The sequence below is a fragment of the Ramlibacter monticola genome (assembly GCF_016722785.1).
Taxonomy (GTDB): Bacteria; Pseudomonadota; Gammaproteobacteria; order Burkholderiales; family Burkholderiaceae_C; genus Ramlibacter; species Ramlibacter monticola.
Genome location: NZ_JAEQNE010000002.1, coordinates 363,504 through 384,437, shown reverse-complemented (window position 1 = coordinate 384,437; position 20,934 = coordinate 363,504). Strand labels below are relative to the sequence as shown.

The 20,934-nt window shown below is 70.2% G+C and carries 24 protein-coding genes; 9 read left to right on the top strand and 15 right to left on the bottom strand.

All coding sequences use genetic code 11. From position 1 onward, the window contains the following. Positions 1-21 precede the first annotated feature (21 nt). Both JJ685_RS09740 and JJ685_RS09735 read right to left on the bottom strand, forming a co-directional pair. On the bottom strand, positions 22-801 hold the full coding sequence (locus JJ685_RS09740; RefSeq protein ID WP_201674053.1) for an oxepin-CoA hydrolase, alternative type: 780 nt from the start codon (positions 799-801) through the stop codon (positions 22-24). Positions 802-804: 3 nt separating this feature from the next. Continuing rightward, complete coding sequence (locus tag JJ685_RS09735) at positions 805-2,325, bottom strand: 3-hydroxyacyl-CoA dehydrogenase (RefSeq protein WP_201674052.1); 1,521 nt, start codon at positions 2,323-2,325, stop codon at positions 805-807. Between the two features lie 86 nt (positions 2,326-2,411). On the opposite strand from JJ685_RS09735, the gene JJ685_RS09730 reads away from it, so the two are divergent. Beyond that, the gene (locus JJ685_RS09730; RefSeq protein ID WP_201674051.1) at positions 2,412-4,334 is read left to right on the top strand and encodes a type IV pilus assembly protein FimV; all 1,923 of its coding nucleotides are present in this window, start codon (positions 2,412-2,414) and stop codon (positions 4,332-4,334) included. Here JJ685_RS09730 and JJ685_RS09725 read toward each other — a convergent pair. Both JJ685_RS09725 and JJ685_RS09720 read right to left on the bottom strand, forming a co-directional pair. Beyond that, entirely contained in the window at positions 4,331-5,554 is a 1,224-nt protein-coding gene (locus tag JJ685_RS09725) for an MFS transporter (RefSeq protein ID WP_201674050.1), read from the bottom strand. The two genes, JJ685_RS09730 and JJ685_RS09725, sit on opposite strands and share 4 nt — an antisense overlap. Positions 5,555-5,588: 34 nt before the next feature. Then, on the bottom strand, positions 5,589-6,596 hold the full coding sequence (locus JJ685_RS09720; protein ID WP_201674049.1) for a D-2-hydroxyacid dehydrogenase family protein: 1,008 nt from the start codon (positions 6,594-6,596) through the stop codon (positions 5,589-5,591). 148 nt (positions 6,597-6,744) lie between these two features. On the opposite strand from JJ685_RS09720, the gene JJ685_RS09715 reads away from it, so the two are divergent. Beyond that, a complete protein-coding gene (locus JJ685_RS09715) occupies positions 6,745-7,263 on the top strand; it encodes a DUF1993 domain-containing protein (protein WP_201674048.1) in 519 nt (172 codons plus the stop codon). Positions 7,264-7,274: 11 nt separating this feature from the next. Here JJ685_RS09715 and JJ685_RS09710 read toward each other — a convergent pair whose 3' ends face one another. Next, a complete protein-coding gene (locus JJ685_RS09710) occupies positions 7,275-7,547 on the bottom strand; it encodes a hypothetical protein (RefSeq protein ID WP_201674047.1) in 273 nt (90 codons plus the stop codon). Between the two features lie 107 nt (positions 7,548-7,654). Beyond that, positions 7,655-8,326 (bottom strand): transcriptional repressor LexA, encoded by a 672-nt coding sequence (lexA, locus tag JJ685_RS09705; RefSeq protein WP_201674722.1) that lies wholly within the window; start codon positions 8,324-8,326, stop codon positions 7,655-7,657. A gap of 104 nt (positions 8,327-8,430) precedes the next feature. Here lexA and JJ685_RS09700 point away from each other — a divergent pair, with 104 nt between their 5' ends. Next, complete coding sequence (locus JJ685_RS09700; RefSeq protein WP_201674046.1) at positions 8,431-9,360, top strand: asparaginase; 930 nt, start codon at positions 8,431-8,433, stop codon at positions 9,358-9,360. 21 nt (positions 9,361-9,381) lie between these two features. On the opposite strand, the gene adk is transcribed toward JJ685_RS09700, so the two are convergent. The 6 genes from adk to JJ685_RS09670 form a co-directional block, all read right to left on the bottom strand. Beyond that, positions 9,382-10,041 carry an adenylate kinase gene (gene adk / locus JJ685_RS09695; protein WP_201674045.1) on the bottom strand — a complete coding sequence of 220 codons (660 nt, stop codon included), beginning with the start codon at positions 10,039-10,041 and terminating at the stop codon, positions 9,382-9,384. 115 nt (positions 10,042-10,156) lie between these two features. Then, positions 10,157-10,924 carry a 3-deoxy-manno-octulosonate cytidylyltransferase gene (gene kdsB, locus JJ685_RS09690; RefSeq protein ID WP_201674044.1) on the bottom strand — a complete coding sequence of 256 codons (768 nt, stop codon included), beginning with the start codon at positions 10,922-10,924 and terminating at the stop codon, positions 10,157-10,159. Between the two features lie 103 nt (positions 10,925-11,027). Further along, a complete protein-coding gene (locus JJ685_RS09685) occupies positions 11,028-11,234 on the bottom strand; it encodes a Trm112 family protein (RefSeq protein ID WP_201674043.1) in 207 nt (68 codons plus the stop codon). Next, positions 11,215-12,234, bottom strand: a complete 1,020-nt coding sequence (gene lpxK, locus JJ685_RS09680; protein ID WP_201674721.1) for a tetraacyldisaccharide 4'-kinase — start codon at positions 12,232-12,234, stop codon at positions 11,215-11,217. Before lpxK ends, JJ685_RS09685 begins: the two co-directional genes overlap by 20 nt. Beyond that, positions 12,207-12,635 carry an ExbD/TolR family protein gene (locus JJ685_RS09675; RefSeq protein ID WP_201674042.1) on the bottom strand — a complete coding sequence of 143 codons (429 nt, stop codon included), beginning with the start codon at positions 12,633-12,635 and terminating at the stop codon, positions 12,207-12,209. The genes lpxK and JJ685_RS09675 overlap by 28 nt, the downstream gene beginning before the upstream one ends. Before the next feature lie 10 nt (positions 12,636-12,645). Then, on the bottom strand, positions 12,646-13,278 hold the full coding sequence (locus tag JJ685_RS09670) for a MotA/TolQ/ExbB proton channel family protein (RefSeq protein WP_201674041.1): 633 nt from the start codon (positions 13,276-13,278) through the stop codon (positions 12,646-12,648). Positions 13,279-13,646: 368 nt separating this feature from the next. Here JJ685_RS09670 and xseA point away from each other — a divergent pair, with 368 nt between their 5' ends. Both xseA and JJ685_RS09660 read left to right on the top strand, forming a co-directional pair. After that, positions 13,647-14,954, top strand: coding sequence for an exodeoxyribonuclease VII large subunit (gene xseA / locus JJ685_RS09665; RefSeq protein ID WP_408015462.1), 1,308 nt, complete (start codon positions 13,647-13,649; stop codon positions 14,952-14,954). 40 nt (positions 14,955-14,994) lie between these two features. After that, on the top strand, positions 14,995-15,576 hold the full coding sequence (locus JJ685_RS09660; protein WP_201674039.1) for a superoxide dismutase: 582 nt from the start codon (positions 14,995-14,997) through the stop codon (positions 15,574-15,576). Between the two features lie 114 nt (positions 15,577-15,690). Here JJ685_RS09660 and JJ685_RS09655 read toward each other — a convergent pair whose 3' ends face one another. The 3 genes from JJ685_RS09655 to JJ685_RS09645 form a co-directional block, all read right to left on the bottom strand. Then, positions 15,691-16,125 (bottom strand): DUF192 domain-containing protein, encoded by a 435-nt coding sequence (locus tag JJ685_RS09655; protein ID WP_236598860.1) that lies wholly within the window; start codon positions 16,123-16,125, stop codon positions 15,691-15,693. Positions 16,126-16,189: 64 nt separating this feature from the next. After that, positions 16,190-16,402 carry a hypothetical protein gene (locus JJ685_RS09650; RefSeq protein WP_201674037.1) on the bottom strand — a complete coding sequence of 71 codons (213 nt, stop codon included), beginning with the start codon at positions 16,400-16,402 and terminating at the stop codon, positions 16,190-16,192. A 228-nt stretch (positions 16,403-16,630) separates the two neighbouring features. After that, entirely contained in the window at positions 16,631-16,891 is a 261-nt protein-coding gene (locus JJ685_RS09645) for a hypothetical protein (protein ID WP_201674036.1), read from the bottom strand. 221 nt (positions 16,892-17,112) lie between these two features. Between JJ685_RS09645 and icd the strand changes: the two genes are divergently transcribed. From icd to ubiT, 4 genes are all read left to right on the top strand, one after another. Then, positions 17,113-18,369: an NADP-dependent isocitrate dehydrogenase gene (gene icd / locus JJ685_RS09640; protein ID WP_201674035.1), complete on the top strand. Its 1,257-nt coding sequence runs from the start codon at positions 17,113-17,115 to the stop codon at positions 18,367-18,369. Between the two features lie 154 nt (positions 18,370-18,523). Next, positions 18,524-19,555 carry a ubiquinone anaerobic biosynthesis protein UbiU gene (ubiU, locus tag JJ685_RS09635; RefSeq protein ID WP_201674034.1) on the top strand — a complete coding sequence of 344 codons (1,032 nt, stop codon included), beginning with the start codon at positions 18,524-18,526 and terminating at the stop codon, positions 19,553-19,555. A 4-nt stretch (positions 19,556-19,559) separates the two neighbouring features. After that, a complete protein-coding gene (locus JJ685_RS09630; protein ID WP_201674033.1) occupies positions 19,560-20,456 on the top strand; it encodes a U32 family peptidase in 897 nt (298 codons plus the stop codon). Further along, positions 20,453-20,932: a ubiquinone anaerobic biosynthesis accessory factor UbiT gene (gene ubiT, locus JJ685_RS09625; protein ID WP_201674032.1), complete on the top strand. Its 480-nt coding sequence runs from the start codon at positions 20,453-20,455 to the stop codon at positions 20,930-20,932. The genes JJ685_RS09630 and ubiT overlap by 4 nt, the downstream gene beginning before the upstream one ends. Positions 20,933-20,934 lie beyond the last annotated feature (2 nt).

Here is a 20,934-nt window from a genome sequence, read left to right as displayed (position 1 = left end):
CTGTCGCGTTCGGGACGGTGCTCACTGGTACTCCGGCTTCTGTTTGGCGAGGAAGGCACGGATGCCGATCCCGCCGTTGGCGTGGTGCAGGTTGCGCACGAAATGGTCGCGCTCGGCGGCGAGCTGGCGCGCCATGGAGGCGCCGGCCGCGTCGTTGAGCAGTTCCTTGATGCTCCCGAGCGTGTTGGGGGCCCGCTCGTTGAGCCGTTCGGCCAGCGCCAGCGCTTCGGCCAGCGCCGTGCCGGGCGGCGCCACCCGGTTGACGACCCCCAGCTGCTGCAGCCGCGCCGGCACGATGCGCTCGCCGCACATCAGCAGCTCGCTCGCGAGCTGGCGCGGCAGGGCCTGCCCAAGGCTCCAGGTGCCGCCGCCGTCCGGCGACAGGCCGACGCTGCTGTACGCCATGACGAACACCGCGTTCTCGGCCGCGACGATGAGGTCGCAGGCCAGCGCCAGCGAGAAGCCGGCGCCGGCCGCGGCGCCTTCCACGGCGGCGATGACGGGCTTGGGGAAGGTGCGGATCGCGTCGATCCAGCCGTGCAGGCCGTCGATGGATTGCGCCTGCACCTCGGGGGCCTTGTCGCGGTTGGACAGCAGGCGCTGCAGGTTGCCGCCGGCGCAGAAGTTGCTGCCTTCGCCGGTGATGACGACGCTGCGCACCTCGGGGTTGCTGTCGGCGGCGTTGAGCGCCTCGACGCCGGCGGCGTAGATCTCCGGCCCGAGCGCGTTGCGCAGCTCGGGGTTGCTGATGGTCAGGACCATGGTGCGGCCCTGGCTCGCGCTCTTGAGTTCGGCCGTCATGGCTCAGGCCTCCTCTTGCAGCAGCGACAGCCCGATGGCGCCGCGCCGGCGCAGCCAGGGGCTGGGGCGGTAGCGCGGGTCGCCGTAGACCGTCTGCAGGTTGAACAGCACTTCCAGGATGTTGGTCGGACCCCAGCGGTCGCCCATGGCCAGCGGGCCGAGCGGATAGCCCAGGCCCAGGGTCACGGCGGTCTCGAGGTCGCGCGGCGAGCAGACGCGCTGCTGGCAGATGTCCGCGGCGATGTTGACGATGGTGGCGACCACGCGCTGGGTGACGAAGCCGCCCGAGTCGCGGATCACGCTGACCGGCTTGCCGTCGCGCGCGAACAGGGCATGGGCGGCGTCGCGCATGTCGGCGCGGGTGGCGGGGTTGGTGGCCAGCACCCGGCGCCTGGTGGCCGCATCCTCGATCAGCAGGTCGATGCCGACGGTGCGGGCGGGATCGAGCCGTTCCACCACCGCCACGGTGGTCACGTCGAAGCCGAGCGGCGCGACCAGCGTGAGGGCGTTCATGGAGGGCGACTGCCCGGTCTCGACCTTCGCGCCCAGGTCCTTCAGCAGCTGGAGCAGCTCGGGACGGCGGGCGGCGCGCGTGGAGACCCACACCGGCGGGATCTCGTCTACGGTGGGCGCGGGCGGCTCGGCGGCCACCTGCTGCTTGCCCTCGACGTAGCGGTAGAAACCCTCGGAGGTCTTGCGACCCAGCACGCCGCCGGCCACGCGCTGCGCCGCGATGGCGCTCGGGCGGTAGCGCGGCTCGTCGTAGTACTGCTGGTAGATCGACTCCATCACCGGATGCGAGACGTCGAGGCCGGTCAGGTCCATCAGCTCGAAGGGGCCGAGCCTGAAGCCGACCTGGTCGCGCAGGATGCGGTCGACGGTGGCGAAATCGGCCACGCCTTCGCTGGCGATGCGCAGGGCCTCGGTGCCGTAGCCGCGACCGGCGTGGTTGACGATGAAGCCGGGCGTGTCCTGCGCCTGCACCGGCGTATGACCCATCTGCTTCGCGTAGGCGGCGAGGCCCTCGCAGACCGCGGGATCGGTCTTCAGTCCGGCGATCACTTCCACCACCTTCATCAGCGGCACCGGGTTGAAGAAGTGGTAGCCGGCGACGCGCTGCGGCCGCTGCAGACCGTTGGCGATCGCCGTGACGGAGAGGGAGGACGTGTTGGTGGCCAGGACCGCGTCGGGGCCGACGATGCGTTCGAGCTCGGCGAACAGGGACTTCTTGACGTCCAGCCGTTCGATCACGGCCTCGACCACCAGATCGCAGTCGGCCAGCTCCTGCAGGCTGGCCGCTCCCTTCAGGCGCGCCTTGGCGGCCTGCACGGCGGCGGCGTCCATGCGGCCCTTTTCCTGCAGCCGGTCCCACTGGGCGCCGAGCTCCTGCAAGGCGCGCTGCACGGCCTCCGGCTGGGTGTCGTAGAGCCGCACCGTGCTGCCCGCCTGCGCGGCGATCTGCGCGATGCCGCGCCCCATGGCGCCGGCGCCGGCGATACCTATCGTGTTGTAACGAGTCTCCATCCGGTCATTATCGGCGGGCGCACCAGAGGCTCCGCCGCGAAACTTTCGGGGACCGGGTGGCGTTAATGCCTAAAATCTGCTTCTTGATGTTGCATAAAGTTACCCGCCGCGTCCTGCCGCTCGCGGCGTGCGGTTGCCTGGTCTCGCTGGACGCGAGCGCGCTGGCCGTGGGCCGCGCCCAGGGCGCCGTCCTCGTTGGGAGGCCCCTCGAACTCACGGTCCCCGTCACGCTCGACGGGCCGGCCGGGGATGAACCCTGCGTCAGCGCCGAAGTGTTCTACGGCGAGGAACGGGTGCGACGCGCACCCACCGCGCGCTGGGAACCGGGCACGGGCGGACAGGGCGTGCTGCGGGTGGTCTCGCCGGCGCCGGTCGACGAGCCCATGGTGACGGTCTACCTGCACGTCGGCTGCGGCCAGGGCACCACGCGGCGCTTCGTGCTCCTGTCGGAGCCGCCGCCGCAGAACGAAACGGCGGCGCCGCCGCGCCTGCCCTCCGTGCCGGCGCAGCCCCCGATGGCGACCCGTCCGGTGCCCGCCGTCCCGGCCGCTGGGGTGTCAGTTGCGCGCGCGCCGCGTTCCGGCGAGGCCGGCGTGGCGACGCTGCACGCCGAACGCGGCCTGCGCGCCGCGCGGCCGGAGGCGGGGCGCCCCGCCGCGCCGGCGTCGGTCGTCCGGTCCCGCCTGCCGGAGCCCACCCAGGGCCGGCCGCGATTGAGGCTGGAACCGCTGGACCTGGCGATCGAGACCGATCCGGTGCTGCGCCTGTCCACGGAACTGCGCAGCCAGGTCGCCGCGGATCCGCAGCGGCGCGCGGCCGCCGCGGCACTCTGGCAGGCGCTGCAGAAGGATCCGGACGCGTCGCTGCAGGATGCGCAGCGCCTGCAGTCGGTGCAGCGCGAATTGAAATCGCTGCGCGACGCGACGCAGCAGAACGCCGCCGCCATGGTGCAGATGCGCGCCGAAGTGGAAAGGGTCCGCGCCGAGCGCGGGATGGCCGGCGCGATCGTCGCCGGCTTGTCGGCGATCCTGCTCGCGCTGTTCGGGTGGCTGGGCTGGCGCTGGTACGGGGAGCACCGCCTGCGGCAGGTCGGCCGCTGGTTCGAGGTGCACGGCGATGCCCACCGCGGGTCCGCGGCGAGCGGCCTCGCCACGCAGGCGACGCCCGCCCCGCAACGGCTGACGCCGGTTCCCGCAGGCCTGGACGACGCCCTGACGGCCGCGACCGCGCCGCGTGCCTCCGCGGCCGTCTTCCCCTTTCCCGCGCGCGAGGAGTTCCTGGCCAGCCGCGGCGGCCTCACGCGCATGGTGGGCGTGCAGGAACTGATCGACGTCCACGACAAGGCCGACTTCTTCCTGTCCATCGGCGAGGACGAACAGGCGATCGCGCTACTGGAGGCGCACGTCCACGACGACGTGGAGACCAGCGCGCTGGCCTGGCTGGACCTGCTGGAGCTGTACCACTCGCTGGGCCGCCGGGCCGACTACGAGCGGCTGCGCAACGAGTTCCGCGAGCGCTTCACGGCCCAGGCGCCCGACTTCGAGCATTTCGAGCAGCGCGGCGCCTCGCTGGAGGACTACGGGCGCGCGCTGGGCCGCATCCTCGCCCTCTGGCCCGCTCCGGAGGTGCTGGGGGTGATCGAGGAGTCGATCTTCCGCCGGCCGGGGCTGCCCGGCGCGGAGTCCTTCAGCCTGGAGGCCTACCGCGAGCTGGTGCTGCTGTACCACATCGCGCAGGAGGTGTCGCAGCCGGCCCCGGCGGAGGAGGTGCCCGAGACCACGGTCCATGACACCTCGGTGCGCCCGCTCGAGCTCGTGGCGCGGGAGCGGCCCGACGTCGACCTCGAGCTGCTGATGGTGCCGCCGTCTTCGGTGCGCCTGGGCGTGGATATCGACCTCGACGAGTTGCCGAAGGCCCGGCCGGTGGCGAGCGAACTGCAGCCGCTGGATTTCGACATCGACGAGCCGTCGATCACGCCGCCGCTCGACGCGCGGCACAGCCGCATCTAGCGCGCGGCGAAGCGGCTGGCCAAGGCGCTGGCCGCCATGGCCGCCAACAGGCCGGCCAGCCCGGCCCAGTGCAGCCAGTCCATGCCGCCGCGCGCGATCAGCCAGCCCCCGCTGGCCGCGCCGATCGCCTGGCCCGCGTACATCGCGGACGAATTCAGCGCCACGCTGGCGGAGGCCAGCGCCGGCGCCATGCCCACCAGCCGCGCCTGCTGGGCGGAGTTGGACGAGAAGCAGCCGAGCGCCCACGGGACGTTGACCAGCATCGCCAGCCACAGCGAGCTGCCCAGTGGAAACAGCAGCAGGGTAGCGGCCATGAGCGCGAGCCCGGTCATCACCGCCCGGCCGGCGCCGATGCGGTCGATGTGGCGCGCCATCAGCACGTTGCCCAGCAGGCCGAAGGCGCCGAAGCACAGGAACAGCAGGCTCAGCTCGCCAGGGACGAGGGCCAGCTTCCGCCGGAAGTAGGGCGCCATGTAGGAGAACAGCACGAACTGGCCCGCGGCCGACAGCACCGTGACGGCCACGGCCGTCATCAAGGGGCGCGCGCGCAGGGTTTCCTGCCAGGCGGCGAAGGACAGCGCCGGCGGCTTCACGCCGGAGGGCAGGGCGCGCCAGACCCAGGCGGCGCTCGCCACGGCCAGCGCGGCCACCATCAGCATCGCGGCGCGCCAGCCGAGCGTGCCGCCGACCAGCGCGCCCAGCGGCATGCCCAGCACCGAGGCCAGCGACCAGCCGAGGAAGATGAAGGTGATGGCGCGTCCGCGCAGGTGCGCTGGCACCAGCAGCCCCAGCGAAGCGGCGGCCTGCGGCGTGAAGACGGCGGGGGGCACCAGCGCGATCACGCGCAGCGCCAGCAGCGCGGAAAAGCCGGGGGCCAGCGCGCAGGCCAGGTGCAGCAGCGCGTACCAGAGCATGGCGCCCGCCAGGAGCAGGCGCCTGTCCCAGCCTGCGACCACGCTGGCGAGCAGCGGCGCGCTCACGCACATCAGCAGCGCCCCGGCGGAAATCAGCTGGCCGGCGGCGGCGATCGAGACCGCCAGGTCGCGGCCGATTTCGTCGAGCGTGCCGGGCACGACCATGACGCCGGTGCCGATCACGAAATTGCCGAACAGGAGCGGCCAGAGGACGGCGGGAAGCGGCTCGCGTCCTGCCGGCGCGCTCAGCGCGGCGGATGACGAATGACTTCGCTGCGCTTCACGACGAATGACGGGTTCGCCCATGGGTCGTCCGTCCTCCGTCGTGCGTCATGCCGCATCAGCGGCGGACCTGCAGCGCCCCCGGGTTGACGATGTTGGTGGGCGTGCCCTTGATGAAGCTCACCACGTTGTCGAAGGCGGCGCCGAAGTACAGCTCGTAGCTTTCCTGCTCCACGTAGCCGATGTGCGGCGTGCAGATGCAGTTCTCCAGCCGCAGCAGGGCGTGGCCCTGCAGGATCGGCTCGCTCTCGAAGACGTCGATGGCGGCCATGCCGGGACGGCCGCGGTTCAGCGCGGCGATCAGGGCTTCCGGCTCGATCAGCTCGGCGCGCGAGGTGTTCACCAGGAGGGACGTCGGCTTCATGCGGTTGAGGTCCTCCAGCCGCACGATGCCGAAGGTCTCGTCGTTCAGGCGCAGGTGCACCGTGACGATGTCGCTCTCGGTGAACAGCGCCTCGCGGCTGGGCGCCGCGACCAGGCCGTCGCCTTCGGCCCGGGCGCGCGAGTCCGGGCTGCCCCAGACCTGCACGCGCATGCCGAAGGCCTTGCCGTAGCCGGCCACCAGTTGACCGATCTTGCCGTAGCCCCAGACGCCCAGGGTCTTGCCGCGCAACACCTGGCCGATGCCGAAGTTGGCCGGCATCGAGGCCGATTTCATGCCGGACTGCTGCCAGGCCCCGTGCTTGAGGCTGCTGATGTACTGCGGAAGCCGGCGCATGGCCGTCATGATCAGCGCCCAGGTCAGTTCCGCCGGAGCCACCGGGGAGCCGACCCCCTCGGCGACCGCGATGCCGCGCTCGGTGCAGGCCTCGACGTCGATATGGGCCCCGACCCGGCCGGTCTGGGAAATCAGCTTCAGGCGCGGCAGCTTCTCCACCAGCTGCCGGGTGATGTGGGTGCGCTCGCGAATCAGAACGATCACGTCGGCGTCGCGCAGGCGCACGGACAGCTGGCCGATCCCCTTGACCGTGTTGGTGAAGACCTTGGCGGGGTAGGCTTCCAGCTTGGACGCGCACTGCAACTTGCGCACGGCGTCCTGGTAGTCGTCGAGGATCACGATGTTCATTCCCTCGATTGTGCCTTGCGGGCCGCCGGGGAAATGGCTGCGCTGCCAGCGCGTGTTGCCGGCGCCCCGCGGCAGCCAGAACGGACCTCCCCCAGGGGGCTTTCCGGGGCTCCTAAGATGGCGTCCTTCAACGAAGAGGAGATTGCTCATGACGATGTCGATGTACGCGGCCAGCGTCCCGGTGTTCCAGCACATGCTTCGCAACCTGGTCCACATCCTCGACAAGGGCGAGGCGAGCGCCCAGGCGCGCGGCTTCGACCCCTCGGTGCTGACCACGTACCGCCTCGCGCCGGACATGCTGCCGTTCACACGCCAGGTGCTGATCGCCTGCGACGCGGCCAAGCTGGGCGTGGCGCGCATCTCCGGCGTGGAGGCGCCGAAGTTCGAGGACAACGAGGCGAGCTTCGGCGATCTGAAGGCGCGCATCCAGAAGACGCTGGACTACCTGCAGTCGGTGCCGGCGAGCGCGCTCGACGGCAAGGAGGACAAGGAGATCACCTTCCCCGTGGGCCGCGACAAGACTCGCACCATGACGGCGCAGGCCTATCTCACCACCTGGGCGCTGCCCAACTTCTTCTTCCACGTGACCACGACCTACGCCATCCTGCGGCACAACGGGGTGGACCTGGGGAAGGCCGACTACCTGGCGGGCAGCGCGCCGCGCTGAGCCCGCCGGGCTCAGCAGCCCTGCGCCTCCAGTGCCGCCAGGCGATCCAGCTCGGCGCACACGTCGGCCAGCCGGCCGGAAATCACCATTCGGCCGGCCGTGCTGCGCGGCGCGCTCGGCTCCAGCACCCGAACGACGCGCAGCGGCTTCAGCGCCTCGCCATGGGCCGGGCGGGGCGGCAGCGCGCGCGCCGGAGCGGCCGGGGTGGCGCGCGGCGCGAGCGCGCCGAGCAGGCCGCGGAAGGCGGCGGCGAGACGGGACAGGGAAATCAAGACGGTTGCCATGTGACAGCTCCTGGAGAGACACAGGCAGGATTGGGGTGGGGCCTGCTGCCGCAGGGTGATGGCGAGCGCCTCGCCATACGCCTGCCACCTGCGGCGGCGGCCGGTGACTACATGAGCATCGTGTTGCGGATCAGGCCGACGGCCACGCCCTCGATCTCGAAGGGCTCGCCCGGTTCCACCACGATGGTCGGGTAATCGGGGTTCTCGGCGTGCAGTTCGATCAGGTGCTTGTTGCGGCGGAAGCGCTTGACCGTCACGTCGTCGCCGAGGCGGGCCACCACGATCTGGCCGTTCTTGGCGTCGCGCGTGGCCTGCACGGCGAGCAGGTCGCCGTCCATGATGCCGGCGTCGCGCATGGACATGCCCCGCACCTTCAGCAGGTAGTCGGGGCGGCGCTGGAACAGGCCGCTTTCCACGTAGTAGGTCTTGTCCACGTGTTCCTGCGCCAGGATCGGCGAGCCGGCCGCCACGCGGCCCACCAGCGGCAAGGCCAGCTGCAGCAGGGTGGGCAGGGGGAGGTCGAACTGCTTGACCCGCGCCTCCTGGATGGCGCGCAAGGCTTCGCCCTTGAGGCGGATGCCGCGCGAAGTGCCGCTCACGAGGTCGATCACGCCCTTGCGCGCGAGGGCCTGCAGGTGCTCCTCGGCCGCGTTGGCGGACTTGAAGCCCAGTTCCTCCGCGATCTCGGCGCGGGTGGGCGGGGCGCCGGTGCGCTCGATCGCGCTCTGGATCAGGTCCAGAATCTGCTGTTGGCGTGGCGTGAGCTTCGGAGGCTCCATCGACGACTCCTGGTCCGTTGCGGTGGCGGGCATGCGGGCGTTGGTGGCCATGGCGGGACTGTGTTGATATCCAGTATCTGTATTTTTGAACAGTTTGGAGTGGAATGCAAGAGAGCAACGCGAGAATCGTGGTACTGGCGACTGGCGGCACGATCGCCGGGCGCGCCGCCTCGGCCGGCGACAACCTCGGTTACCGGGCGGCGCAGATCGGCGTGGGCCAGTTGCTGGAGGGGCTGCCGCTGCCGGCGGGCTTCGCCATCGAGGGCGAGCAGGTCGCGCAGATCGACAGCAAGGACATGGATTTCGGCACCTGGGGCGCGCTGGCGCAGCGCTGCGCGCACTGGATAGCCCAGGCCGATGTCGCCGGCCTCGTGGTCACGCACGGCACCGACACGATGGAGGAAACGGCCTTCTTCCTGCAGTCGGTGCTGGCGCCGTCGAAGCCGGTGGTGCTGACCGGGGCGATGCGCCCGGCGACCGCGGTCGTCCCCGATGGCCCGCAGAACCTGGCCGACGCGCTGGCGGTGGCGGGTTCCGGCCTGGCCCGCGGCGTCTGCGTCGTGTTCGCCGGCACGGTGCACGGCGCCGCCGACGTGCAGAAGGTGCACGGCTACCGCGTCGACGCGTTTTCCTCCGGGGACGCCGGGCCGCTCGCGTACGTGGAGGAAGGACGCTTGCGGCAATTGCGCGCGTGGCCGGAAGGAACGGGGGCAGGCGCGCTGAAGGATGCCGCGCAGTGGCCGCGGGTCGAGATCGTCCTCAGTCACGCCGGCGCGACGGGCGCGACCGTGCAGGCTCTCGTCAGCGACGGCGTGCGGGGGATCGTCGTCGCCGGGACCGGCAACGGCACGCTGCACGAGGCGCTGGAGTCGGCCCTGCTGGCGGCGCAGGCGCAGGGGGTCGCGGTGCGGCGGACGTCGCGCTGCCTGCAGGGAAGGGTGCTGCCGCACGCGGGCGACCGGTTGCCCGCGGCGGAGGGCCTCACGCCGGTGAAGGCGCGGATCGCCCTGATGCTGGAACTGATGGCGGCCTGAGGCCGCCGCCGGGCGGACGCGTCAGCAGTCCGCCAGCGCCTGCAGTGCCCGCGCGGTGATCTCGTCCACCGTGCCCATGCCGTCGATCTTCCGGACCTTGGGCGCGTTGCGCGCGTCGGCCCTGGACCACTCGGTGTAGTACTCCACCAGCGGGCGCGTCTGGGCGGAATAGACGTCCAGGCGCTTGAGCACCGTCTCCTCGCGGTCGTCGTCGCGCTGGATCAGCGGCTCGCCGGTGACGTCGTCCCTGCCTTCGGCCTTCGGCGGATTGAACTTGACGTGGTAGGTGCGGCCCGACGCGGGGTGCGAGCGGCGGCCGCTCATGCGCTCCACGATGGCGGCGAAGGGCACGTCGATCTCCAGCACGCAGTCGATCTTCACGCCGGCGGCCTTCATGGCCTCGGCCTGCGGGATCGTGCGGGGGAAGCCGTCGAAGAGGAAGCCCCGGGCGCAATCCGGCTCGGCGATGCGTTCCTTCACGAGGCCGATGATGATGTCGTCGCTCACCAGCTGGCCCGCGTCCATCACCTTCTTGGCCGCCAGCCCCAGCGGGGTGCCGGCCTTGACCGCGGCGCGCAGCATGTCGCCGGTGGAGATCTGGGGGATGCCGTACTTCTGGCACAGGAAGCTCGCCTGCGTGCCTTTGCCGGCGCCCGGTGCGCCCAACAGGATCAGTCTCATGGGAATCCTCGGATGGTATGGAGTCGGTCGGCACTGCGGGCCGGTGCCAGGCTCACGGCCGTCGCGCTTGTTGTAACGGAGGATAGCACGCACCCCCCTGCGTGGAACTTACGCCTCAGGGCGATCCCGCCCGGGCGAACAGGGCGCGCACGCGCTGCAAGTCCTCCGGCGTATCGACGCCCGCCCCCGGTGCGGTCTCGCTCACGTGCACCGCGATGCGATGGCCATGCCACAGCGCGCGCAACTGCTCCAGCGCCTCGCAGGATTCCACCGGCGCCTGCGCCATGCGCGGGAACGCGCGCAGGAAGCCGGCGCGATAACCGTAGATGCCGATGTGGCGCAGCGGCGCCGGCTGCGGCAGTGCGGTGACGCCCTGGCCGAAGCCGTCGCGCCACCAGGGGATGGGAGCCCTGCTGAAGTAGAGCGCCAGCCCGTCGGACTGCAGCACCACCTTCACCACGTTCGGGTTCGCGAATTCGGCGACGCTGGCGATGGGGTGCGCCGCCGTGCTCATGCTGGCCTGCGGCCGCTCGCGCAGCAGGGTGGCCACGGCATCGATCAGCCCGGGGTCGATCAGGGGCTCGTCGCCCTGCACGTTCACGACCAGGTCGTCGCGCTCCAGCCCGAGCTGCTCGCAGGCCTCCGCGAGGCGGTCGCTGCCGGACGGGTGGTCGGTGCGGGTCAGCACCGCGCGCACGCCGTGGCGGCTGCAGGCATCCGCGATGCGCTCGCTGTCGGCCGCGACCACCACCTGGGCGGCGCCGGACTGCTCGGCCCGTTGCGCCACGCGCACGACCATCGGCACGCCGCCGATGTCGGCGAGCGGCTTGTCCGGCAACCGCGTCGAGGCGAGCCGGGCGGGGATCAGGACGGTGAAGCTCATTGGATACCTTCCCCAGGATCCGTCCGCTGCGCGGACTCCTCCTCCCCCCTCCGCAAGCGGAGGGGGCGAGCGCCTTCGGGCGGCCGTGCGGCGCTCACCGCGTTCAGGCCAGCGGGGTGCGCGCCGGCAGGCGCTCCAGTTCTTCGTCGCTCAGCGTGCGCGCCTCGTCTTCCAGCAGCACGGGGATGCCGTCGCGGACGGGATAGGCGAGCCGTGCGCTGCGCGAAAGCAGCTCGTGGCGCTCGCGGTCGTAGTCCAGGGGCCCCTTGGTGACGGGGCAGACGAGGAGCTCAAGAAGGCGGGGATCCATGCGGCGATGATAGCCGCGCGTCCAGCAGGCGATCGAAGTCGGCCCAGAACGAGGCCGGAATGTCCACCCGCAGCGGCACCGCCCAGGCGCCAGGTCGCAGGCGCCACAGCTTGATCGCGTCCTTCTCGGTGCAGACCAGCGTCGCCGTCTTGGGGATCGCGCCCGGCAGGTGGCTGAACTCGTGGTGGTCGGGGAGGGCGTAGGTCGCTTCGAGCTCCAGCCCCGCGTCGCGCAGCATGGCGAAGAACGCCTCCGGGGTCGCGATGCCCGCCAGCGCGATGACCGGGCCGCCGCGCAGGTCCGACAGCGGCCGGTGCGCGCCGTCGCCGCGCAGCGCCTGCGGGGCCAGCGTGCGCTGCAGCACGTGGCCTTCGATGCCGGGCGTGTCGGCGTCGCGCAGCACCAGGTCCACGCGGCGCGGCCAGGGCTCGCGCAGGGGCCCGGCGGGCAGCAGCCAGCCGTTGCCGATGCCGCGGCGGTCGAACACGCAGATCTCGAGGTCGCGCGCGAGCGCGAGGTGCTGCAGCCCGTCGTCGCTGACGATCACCTGGGTGCGCGGATACGCCGTGAGCAGCGCGCGCGCCGCCTGGGCCCGTTCCCGCGCCACGAACACCGGCAGGCCGCCATTGCGCCGCAGCAGCAGGGGCTCGTCGCCGGCCACGGAGGGGTCGTCCTGCGGGTGCACCTCGCGGCACTCGTCGCCGCTGCGGCCGTAGCCGCGCGAGACGACGCCGGCGCGCAGCCCGCGCTCGCGCAGGTGCTTCAGCACGGCGAGCACGACCGGGGTCTTGCCCGCGCCGCCCGCGATCACGTTGCCCACCACGATCACCGGCACCGGCACGCCCTCCACGGGCCGGCGCCCGGACGTGTAGGAGCGGCGGTGCAGGGCGCTCAGGCCGCCGTAGACGAGCGACACCGGCCACAGCAGCCAGGCCAGCGGGCCGCGGCGCAGCCAGGCCTGCTGCAACGTGCTCACTTGCTGCCGGCCTGGGCCGACGATTGCGTGGCGAAGGTGATCTGGCTCAGGCCGATGCGCCGGGCCGCTTCCATGACCGTGATGACCGACTGGTGCGTGGCCGTGGCGTCGGCGCTGATGATCACGACCGAGTCCTTGCCCGCCTTGGCGGCCTCGGCCATGGATTCGGCAAGGGCCTCCGGGCCCCGGCCGCTCACCGCCTGCCGGTTCACCATGTAGCGGCCGTCGCTGGAGACGGCGACGAGCACTTCGCGCGGGTAGTCCCGCTGGGCGTCGACGTCGGCCACCGGCAGCTTCAGCTGCATCTCCGTGAACTTGCTGTAGGTGGTGGTGAGCATCAGGAAGATCAGCACCACCAGCAGCACGTCGATGAACGGGATCAGGTTGATCTCCGGTTCGTCCTTGGCGCGCGGACGGAAATTCATCGCCGCCGCCCTATGCGCGCCGCAGGTTGTTGAGGTGGCGCGCGAAGCGCTCCGCCGCGAGTTCCAGCGTCAGCAGGTACTCGTCGACGCGGCCGCGGAAGTAGCGCCAGAAGATCAGCGCCGGGATCGCGATGATCAGGCCGAAGGCGGTGTTGTAGAGGGCCACCGAGATGCCGTGCGCGAGCTGCGCCGGGTTGCCGCCGGTGGCGCCGCCCGCGGGCGACTGCGAGCCGAAGATCTCGATCATGCCGATCACCGTGCCCAGCAGCCCGAGCAGGGGCGCGGCGGAGGCGATCGTGGCCAGCGCGTTCAGGTAGCGCTCGAGGCGGTGGGCCACGGCGCGCCCGGTGTTCTCCATGTTGGCGCGCAGGTCGGCTTCGGTGCAGCGCGGGTCCGAGTTGAGCGCGCGGAAGCCGCTGGCCAGCACTTCGCCGAGGGCCGAGTTCTGTTCCAGCTGCCGCACCACGTCGGGCGAGGGCACGGAGGCGCGCGAAACGGCCAGGGCTTCGTCCAGCAGCTTCGGCGGCGCGATCTTGGCGGTCTTGAGGCTCAGGAAACGTTCGATGACCAGAGCGAGTGCAAGGATGGAGCAGGCAACCAGCGGCCAGATCGGCCAGCCTGCGGCTTGTATGATCGAAAACAAACGGGGGTCCTCCGCCGGGATTCACTGCTGGCAGGCACGCGTTGCGCGCCCTGCCTGCCGCGGATTATCGCGGACTGGCACGCTGTAGGCCGCATTGCCGCGTTCGTAGGACGCGCAGGCGTCGCCGTAGGACGACACTCACAAAAGTTGTGGACAACTTTGTTGAGAAATGATCCTCCCCCCCACCGCAACCCGCGCCAATGCTTCGATTTGACAGAACGATGACCAAATGAGCAGGAAAAATCCCTTTGGAATCAATGACTTGCTCGGAGAAATCAGCGTCTCAGCCCATCAATGGGGCTTTTTCCCCACCTTCGGGTCCCCTGTGGATGAATTGACCATCGGGTTAACCCTTGGTAAGGGTCTTTTTGTTGACGGACGGTAACGCTTTCCCTGCGCCGGGCCGGCGCGTCTGGGCTGTCGGCGCGCTGTGCCGCGCCGTGGCCGACGCCCTGGAAGCGCGCTTCAACCCCGTGACGGTGCGCGGCGAGATCACGGGGTTTTCGCGCGCCGCCAGCGGGCACTGCTACTTTTCCCTGAAGGACGCCCAGGGGCAGGTCCGCTGCGCGATGTTCCGCCGCAGCGCGAGCCTGCTCGAATTCCTGCCGCGCGACGGCGAACTGGTCGAAGTGAGCGGCCGGCTGGGCGTGTACGAGCAGCGCGGCGACCTGCAGCTGGTGGTGGAGAGCATGCGCCGCGCGGGGCAAGGCGCCCTGTTCGAGCAGTTCCTGCGCCTCAAGGCGAAGCTGGAGGCCGAAGGCCTGTTCGACGCGGCGCGCAAGCGCGAGCTGCCGCTCCTGCCGCGCGGCATCGGCATCGCCACCTCGCTGGGCGCGGCGGCGCTGCACGACGTGGTGACCTGCCTGCGGCGGCGCGCGCCCCACGTGCCGGTCGTGCTGGTCCCCGCGGCGGTGCAGGGGGCGCAGGCGCCGGGCGAACTGGCCGCCGCGCTGGAATCGCTCTACCGCGCCGCCGAGCGGGGCACCATCGACGTCATCCTGCTGGTGCGCGGCGGCGGCTCGATGGAAGACCTCTGGGCCTTCAACGACGAAAGGCTGGCGCGCACCATCGTGCGCAGCCCGGTGCCGCTGGTGAGCGGGGTCGGGCACGAGACCGACTTCACCATCGCCGACTTCTGCGCCGACGTGCGCGCGCCCACGCCGACGGCGGCGGCCGAACTGGCGGCGCAGCCGCGGGAGGCGTGGCTGGGCGCGCTGCGCCTGCTGCACGAGAGGCTGCGCGAGGCCGCGCTGCGCCGGCTGGACCGCGCGGCGCAGCGGCTCGACCAGGCGGCGGCGCACCTGGGCCGGCCCTCGGCGCGCACCGCCCAGCAGCACCTGCGCATCGAACGGCAGGCGCAACGACTGCGCTTCGCGCTCACGGCGCGGCTGCAGCGTTCCGAAGACGAGCTGCGTTCGCTGCGCGAGGCCCTGCGCTCCGGCATCGCCGAGCGGCTGGCCCGCGCCACGCGCGACTGCGAACGCATCGCGCTGCGGCTGCAACTGCTCGACCCGCGCCTCGTGCTCCAGCGGGGCTACGCACTGCTCACCGACCCGGCCTCCGGCCAGCCGCTCACCAGCGTGCGCGCCATGCACCCCGGGCGCGACGTGCGTGCCGCCCTTGCGGATGGGGAGGTTGATCTGCGCGTCGCCACGCGGGGCGTGAATCCTTCCTAGAATCGGCGATCCGACACCACAACCTCGAGAAAGAAGAGCCATGGAACACGTCCTGCCCCCCCTGCCGTACCCCATCGACGCACTGGCCCCGCACTACTCCCGCGAGACGCTCGAGTTCCACCACGGCAAGCACCACAACGCCTACGTGGTGAACCTGAACAACCTGCAGAAGGGCACCGAGTTCGAGAACATGCCGCTGGAGGACATCATCCGCAAGTCCTCGGGCGCCATCTACAACAACTCCGCCCAGGTCTGGAACCACACCTTCTTCTGGAACTGCATGAAGCCGAACGGCGGCGGCGAGCCCACCGGCGCGCTGGCGCAGGCGATCACGGCGAAGTGGGGCAGCTACCAGGCCTTCCGCGAAGCCTTCGTGAAATCGGCCGTGGGCAACTTCGGCTCCGGCTGGACCTGGCTGGTGAAGAAGCCGGACGGCTCGGTGGACATCGTGAACACGGGCGCCGCCGGCACGCCGCTGACCACCGCCGACCGCGCGGTGCTGACGGTGGACGTGTGGGAACACGCGTACTACATCGACTACCGCAACCTGCGCCCGAAGTTCGTCGAAACCTTCCTGGACAAGCTGGCGAACTGGGAGTTCGCCGCGAAGAACTTCGGTTGAAATAGATCGCGCCACCCCCGCCCTCGCGGGGGGCCAAGACAAAGGGCCGCGATTGCGGCCCTTTGTCTTGCAAGCCCCGGATTCCCGCCTGCGCGGGGTGACGGGGGCGGGCGCTCAGCGAAAGACCGGGCCGCCCAGCCTGGCGCCCGCGGCGATGCCTTTCTTGGCGAACCAGCCCTTGTTCATTTCCAGCACGTAGCGCACCGGCTTCATCGAGCAGTGCGAGTCCAGGGACTGCGGCTTCATCTCCTCGATGTTCACGATGGTGCCGTCGTCGGCGACGAAGGCGACCGCCAGGGGCAGCAGCGTGTTCTTCATCCAGAAGCACTGCTGGCTGGGGTAGTCGAAGACGAACAGCATGCCCTCGTGCTGCGGCATCTCCTGCCGGTGCATCAGGCCGGTCATGCGCTGCTCGTTGGTGGCGGCGACCTGGGCGTCGATCACGTGCATGCCGGCGGTGAGCTTCACGCGCGGCAGGTTCATCTGCGGCTCCTGCGCGAACGCGGCGGCGGCCAGCAGGAGGGCCAGGAGGGCGGGGGACTTCTTCATGCGGCGATTGTGCGGGAAACGAAAATGCCCGCGCGCGGCGGGCATTCCGTGCGGGACGCAGGGCTCAGTTCTTGTCCGTCTTGGCGGTCTTCTTCGTCGAGGTCTTCTTGGTGGACTTCTTGTCCGCCTTCGCCGTCTTCTTTTCGGCCTTGGCTTCGGCCTTGGCTTCGGTCTTCGCGCCGGAGGCGCCAGCCATCGGGGCGCCGGCGTGCGAGGCGGCGAACGCGGTGGACATGGCAAACACGGAGGCGACCAGGGCGGCGAGCAGCTTGCTCATGGAAAGTCCTTTCAAGGTTGTCTGACGTTTCTTCGACCTCCCGGTTCCCCCCGGTCGGCCCATCCGTAACGGCAGCGGGAACTCCGTGGTTGACAATCGCCCGCCGCCGTTCGGCTCAGGGTATTCACCGACCACGGCGCATGCCGTCCGCGGAAAAGAAAAAGCCCGCCGGAAGGCGGGCCCTGCCGGAAGCCGCGCGGCGCGGCTCCACGAAGCGAAGCAGTCGAATTACGACTTCTTCTCTTCCTTCTTGACTTCGGCCTTCGGGGCGGCCTTCTTGGCCTTCTTGTCGGCCTTGGCAACCTTCTTCTCTTCCTTCTTGGCTTCGGCCTTCACTTCGGCCTTGGCGGGGGCGGCCTTGGCAGCGGGAGCAGCCGGGGCGGCGGCGGCGGCCGGAGCAGCAGCGGCGGCCGGAGCGGCGGCGGGGGTCTGGGCGAAGGCGGCGACGGAGAACAGACCGGCGACGAGGACGGCGAGGAGCTTGCTCATTGGAATTCCTTCAGTTCGATCGTTGTGAAAAAAATGCCCAACGGGATGTCAGACCCTCCGCCAACGCGGCAGCGCGGCCGGCGGTTGACACGACAGTTGTGACATTGACGCAGGTCGAATTTCGCGCCGGGGGATGCGACGGCCCGGGGACTAGAATCCGCACGATTGCCGCCGGACGCCGGCGCGGTGCAACCGATTTCCCCTCCGGAGACGCTTCCCCCATGGCCTACCAGCACATCCAGGTCCCCACCCAGGGCCAGAAGATCACCGTGAACGCCGACATGTCGCTGAACGTGCCGGACCAGCCGATCATTCCGTACATCGAGGGCGACGGCACGGGCGTGGACATCACCCCCGTGATGCTGAAGGTGGTGGACGCGGCGGTCGCGAAGTCCTACGGCGGCCAGAAGAAGATCCACTGGATGGAGATCTTCGCCGGCGAGAAGGCGACCAAGGTCTACGGCCCGGACGTGTGGCTGCCCGACGAAACCCTGAAGGTCGCGCGCGAGTACGTGGTGTCGATCAAGGGCCCGCTGACCACGCCGGTCGGCGGCGGCATCCGCTCGCTGAACGTCGCCCTGCGCCAGGAACTGGACCTCTATGTGTGCCTGCGCCCCATCCAGTATTTCGCCGGCGTGCCGTCGCCGCTGAAGGAGCCTCAGAAGACCAACATGGTGATCTTCCGCGAGAACTCGGAAGACATCTACGCCGGGATCGAATACGAGGCGAAGAGCGAGAAGGCCCGCAAGGCGATCGATTTCCTGATCAAGGAGATGGGCGTCAGCAAGATCCGCTTCCCGCAGACCTCCGCCATCGGCATCAAGCCGGTGTCGATCGAGGGGACCGAGCGCCTGGTGCGCAAGGCGCTGCAGTACGCGATCGACAACGACAAGCCCAGCGTGACCCTGGTGCACAAGGGCAACATCATGAAGTTCACGGAAGGCGGCTTCCGGGACTGGGGCTATGCCCTGGCGAAGAAGGAATTCGGCGCCCAGGAGATCGACGGCGGCCCGTGGTGCCGCTTCAGGAACCCGAAGACCGGCAAGGAGATCGTGGTCAAGGACTCGATCGCCGACGCCTTCCTGCAGCAGATCCTGCTGCGCCCGGCGGAGTACAGCGTGATCGCGACGCTGAACCTGAACGGCGACTACATCTCCGACGCGCTGGCCGCGCAGGTGGGCGGCATCGGCATCGCCCCGGGCGCGAACATGAGCGACACGGTGGCCATGTTCGAGGCCACGCACGGCACCGCGCCCAAGTACGCAGGCAAGGACTACGTGAACCCCGGCTCCGAGATCCTGTCCGCGGAGATGATGCTGCGCCACATGGGCTGGACGAAGGCCGCCGACCTGGTCATCCACTCCATGGAAAGGGCGATCCAGTCGAAGAAGGTCACCTACGACTTCGCGCGCCTGATGGAGGGCGCGACGCAGGTGTCGTGCTCCGGCTTCGGCCAGGTGATGATCGACCACATGTGACGGATTGTTGCGCGCGTGTCGGAAGGCCGCCTGCGGGCGGCCTTTTCGTTGGCGGGGCGGATCGCTCTGACTTGACGCCGGTCAGTACGCATGCCCCCGTGCTCGCGTATCGTCGGCGGCCTCCGGTTCCTCCGGGGCGAGCGCCCCGCATCTCATGTCCGCCGCTTCCACTGCCCCCGCCAGCCCCATCGAGCTCGTCTGTCCCGCCGGCAGCCTGCCTGCCCTGAAAGCCGCGGTCGACGCCGGCGCCGACTGCGTCTACATGGGCATGCGCGACGCCACCAACGCGCGCAACTTCGCCGGCCTCAACTTCGACCGCGCCGCGATCGAGTCCGGCATCCGCTACGCGCACGAGCGCGGCAGCAAGGTGCTGATGGCCATCAACACCTATCCGCAGGCCGGGCAGGGCGACCGCTGGCGCACGGCGGTGGACACCGCGGCCGCCATGGGCGTCGACGCGGTGATCGTGGCCGATCCCGGGATCCTGAAGTACGCGGCGCGCCAGCATCCGCAGTTGCGGCTGCACCTCTCGGTGCAGGGCTCCGCCACCAACTACGAAGCGATCAACCTGTACCGCGAGCAGTTCGGCATCCAGCGCGCCGTGCTGCCGCGCGTGCTGTCGCTGGAGCAGGTCAAGCAGCTCACCCAGCGCACGGACGTCGAGATCGAGGTGTTCGGCTTCGGCAGCCTGTGCGTGATGGTGGAAGGCCGCTGCCAGCTGTCCTCCTACGTCACGGGCGAGTCGCCCAATACGCACGGCGTGTGCTCGCCCGCCAAGGCGGTGCGCTGGCAGGAGACGCCGCGCGGCCGCGAGGCCCGCCTGGGCGGCGTGCTGATCGACCTCTACGCCGAAGGCGAGAACGCCGGCTACCCCACGCTCTGCAAGGGCCGCTTCGATGTCGACGGCGAGCAGAACTACTACGCGATCGAGGAACCGACCAGCCTCAACACGCTGGACCTGCTGCCGGAGCTGACGAAGATCGGCGTGCGCGCGATCAAGATCGAGGGCCGCCAGCGCAGTCCCGCCTACGTGGCGCAGGTCACGCGCATCTGGCGCGAGGCGATCGACCAGTGCCTGGCCGGCGCCCACCGCTATTCCGTCAAGACCAGCTGGATGGCCGGCCTCGACCAGCTGGCCGAAGGCCAGCAGCACACCATCGGTGCCTACCACCGTTCCTGGAAATAAGGCCATGAAGCTGTCCCTGGGCCCCCTGCTGTACTACTGGCCGCGCGCGACCGTGCAGGCCTTCTACGCCGCCGTCGCCGACACGCCGGTGGAGGTCGTCTATCTCGGCGAGGCCGTGTGCTCGCGCCGCCACGAGATGAAACTGGCCGACTGGCTGGAGATCGCGGCCATGCTGCGCGGCGCGGGCAAGGAGGTCTTCCTTTCCACGCAGGTGCTGCTGGAGTCGGGTTCCGACGTCACGGTGCTGCACAAGATCGCCGCCAACGGCGAGTTCGGCGTCGAGGCCAACGACATGGGCGCGGTGCACTGCGTGACGGGCAAGCTGCCCTTCGTGGCCGGCCCGCACCTGAACATCTACAACGCCGACACGCTGCGCTGGATGCACGAGCTGGGCGCCTCGCGCTGGGTGATGCCGCTGGAGATGAAGCGCGACGACCTCGTCCAGGTGCAGCAGGAGCGCCCCGCCGGCCTGGAGACCGAGGTGTTCGCCTTCGGCCGCCTGCCGCTCGCCTTCTCGGCGCGCTGCTTCACGGCGCGCCACCTGAACCTGCCGAAGGACGATTGCGGCTTCAGCTGCATCGCCCATCCCGACGGTCAGGTGCTGCGCACCCGCGAGAACGAGCCCTTCCTCGTGCTCAATGGCATCCAGACCCAGTCGGCCCGCGTGCACAGCCTGCTGGGCGACCTGCCGTCGATGGAGAAGGCCGGCGTGGACGTCGTCCGCCTGAGCCCGCAGTCGCAGCACATGGCGGAAATCATCGGCCTGTTCGACGAGGTCCGCGGCGGCGCGAATCCGCGCTCGGCGCAGGAGAAGCTCCAGCAGCTGCTGCCCGACCAGGCCTGCAACGGCTACTGGCATGGCCGTTCCGGCATGGAGCAGATCATCGAGGTGGCGGCATGAACACGTTCTTTTCCCTTTCCAGCCTGCCCGAGTGCCCGAAGCCGATCGCCGCGGTGCTCGAGCGCCTGCCGGCCTACCCGGGCTCGCTGGTGCTGGCGACGGCGCTCAACGCGATCCTGGCGCCGCAGCTGCCCGAGGACGTGAAGCTGCTGATGAAGGACCGCAAGTTCCGCATCCACGTGCGCGACGCCCGGAACTCGTTCGATTTCAGCTGGAATGGCGCGCGCTTCTCGCCGCTGTCGCGCCAGCCGCAGCCCGATCTCACCATCAGCGCCAGCGGCCCCGATTTCCTGCGCATCGCGCGCCGCCAGGAAGACCCGGACACGCTGTTCTTCAACCGCCGCCTCAGCATGGAAGGCGACACCGAGCTGGGCCTCGTGGTGAAGAACACGCTCGACGCGCTGGAACTGCCGGTGTTCGACCTCTCCCGCTTCACGCGCGGCCGCGGGGGCGAGGACAAGCGTCCCTGGGGCTGATC